General features: G+C 75.1%; 2 protein-coding genes. Both read left to right on the top strand.

Annotated features, from left to right (window positions below):
• On the top strand, positions 1-659 hold a 659-nt coding region (locus tag NH602_RS30530), incomplete at its 5' end, for an FAD-dependent oxidoreductase (RefSeq protein WP_253069646.1).
• 35 nt (positions 660-694) lie between these two features.
• Positions 695-1,903, top strand: coding sequence for a cytochrome P450 (locus NH602_RS30525; protein WP_179762331.1), 1,209 nt, complete (start codon positions 695-697; stop codon positions 1,901-1,903).
• Positions 1,904-1,970: the final 67 nt, after the last annotated feature.

Raw genomic sequence — 1,970 nt, 5'->3', positions numbered from 1 at the left:
TGCGCGCCCGCGGTGGCACCGTGCTGCGCGGCGCCCGGGTGGCCGCGCTGGACCGGGACGGCTCCGGCTGGAGCGCGACGACGACCGGCGGGCACCGGGTGCGGGCGGGAGTGGTCGTCGACGCGGCCGGGGCCTGGGCCGACGCGGTGGCGGCGCTGGCCGGCGTACCCGGCGCCGGGCTGACCCCGTACCGGCGCACGATCGCCGCCTGCCCGGTCGGCGACCCGTCGGTGCTCACCGTCGACGGTGCCGTCCTGCCGATGATCGCCGACGCCGCCGAGCGCTGGTACCTGAAGGCCGAGGCGGACGTCGTGCTGGTCTCCCCGGCCGACGAGACCCCGGCCGAGCCGGGCGACGCGCGGCCCGACGAGCTCGACGTCGCCCTCGCCCTGGACCGGGTGGGCTCGGCGACCACGCTCGGGCTGCGGTCGGTCCGGACCGCGTGGGCGGGGCTGCGGACCTTCGCCCCCGACCGCGCCCCGGTGCTGGGCGCGCGCCCGGAGCACCCGGGGTTCTTCTTCGTCGCGGGGCAGGGCGGGTCGGGCATCGAGTCCGCCCCGGCACTGGCGGCGCTGGCCGCGTCGGTCGTCCTGGGCCACCCGGCCCCGGCCGACGTCGAGCTCGACCCCGCTGTGTGCTCGGTCACACGACTGACGTAAGCGGTCGCTTACCCATGGCTGGCACCATGGTCCCCATGGCGCTGACCACCACCGGCACCGAGACGCACGACCTGTTCTCGGGCGACTTCTGGACCGACCCGCACCCCGCCTACGCGGCCCTGCGCACCGAGGAGCCGGTGCGCGAGCTCGCACTGCCGGACGGGAAGGCGTGGCTGATCAGCCGCTACGCCGACGTCCGTGCGGCGTTCGTCGACCCGCGGCTGAGCAAGGACTGGCGCTGGACGCTCCCCGCCGACCAGCGCGAGGGCCAGCCGGCCGCGCCGATCCCGATGATGATCCTGATGGACCCGCCGGACCACACCCGGCTGCGCAAGCTGGTCGGCCGCTCGTTCACCGTGCGGCGGATGAACGACCTGCAGCCCCGGGTCGAGGAGATCACCCAGGAGCTGCTCGACGCGCTGCCCGCCGAGGGTCCCGTCGACCTCATGCGCCAGTACGCGTTCCTCGTCCCGGTGCTGGTCATCTGCGAGCTGCTGGGGGTTCCCGCCGAGGACCGCGACATGTTCTCGGCGTGGTCGTCGGTGATGGTCGACGACTCCCCGCAGGAGGAGAAGTTCGCCGCGATGGGCAGCCTGAACGGCTACCTCGCCGAGCTGATCGAGCGCAAGCGCACCGAGCCCGACGACGCCCTGCTGTCCGGCCTGCTCGCCGTCAGCGACGCCGACGGCGACCGCCTGTCGGCCGAGGAGCTCGTCGCCATGGCGACGCTGCTGCTCATCGCCGGGCACGAGACCACGGTCAACCTGATCGGCAACGGCGTGCTCGCCCTGCTGACCCACCCCGAGCAGCGCGCCCGGCTGCAGGCCGACCCGTCGCTGATCACCTCGGCGGTGGAGGAGTTCCTGCGCTTCGAGTCCCCGGTCTCCAACGCCCCGATGCGGTTCGCCAGCGAGGACGTCGAGTACTCCGGGGTGACCATCCCGGCCGGGTCGACCGTCATGCTGGGCCTCGCCGCGGCGAACCGGGACCCGGAGTGGCTGGAGGACCCGGAGCGGCTCGACATCACCCGGGACTCGTCGTCGGGGGTGTTCTTCGGCCACGGCATCCACTTCTGCCTGGGCGCGCAGCTCGCCCGCACCGAGGGGCGGGTGGCCATCGGCAAGCTCATCGCCCAGCGGCCGGACCTGGCGCTGGCCGTCGATCCGTCCGAGCTCGTGTACCGCGAGTCGACGCTGGTCCGGGGCCTGTCCCGGCTGCCGGTCACGCCGGGCGAGCCCGCCTGAGGGCGCCGCCGCCGAGCGCGACCGAGGGGGGTGCGCCCGGCGGGCGGTGCCGGACCGGCGGGGGCAG

Origin of the sequence: Pseudonocardia sp. McavD-2-B (assembly GCF_024124365.1) — a bacterium.
Lineage (GTDB): Bacteria > Actinomycetota > Actinomycetes > Mycobacteriales > Pseudonocardiaceae > Pseudonocardia > Pseudonocardia alni.
The sequence above is the reverse complement of the archived record's forward strand: the minus strand, read 5'-3'. Positions and strand labels throughout refer to the sequence as shown.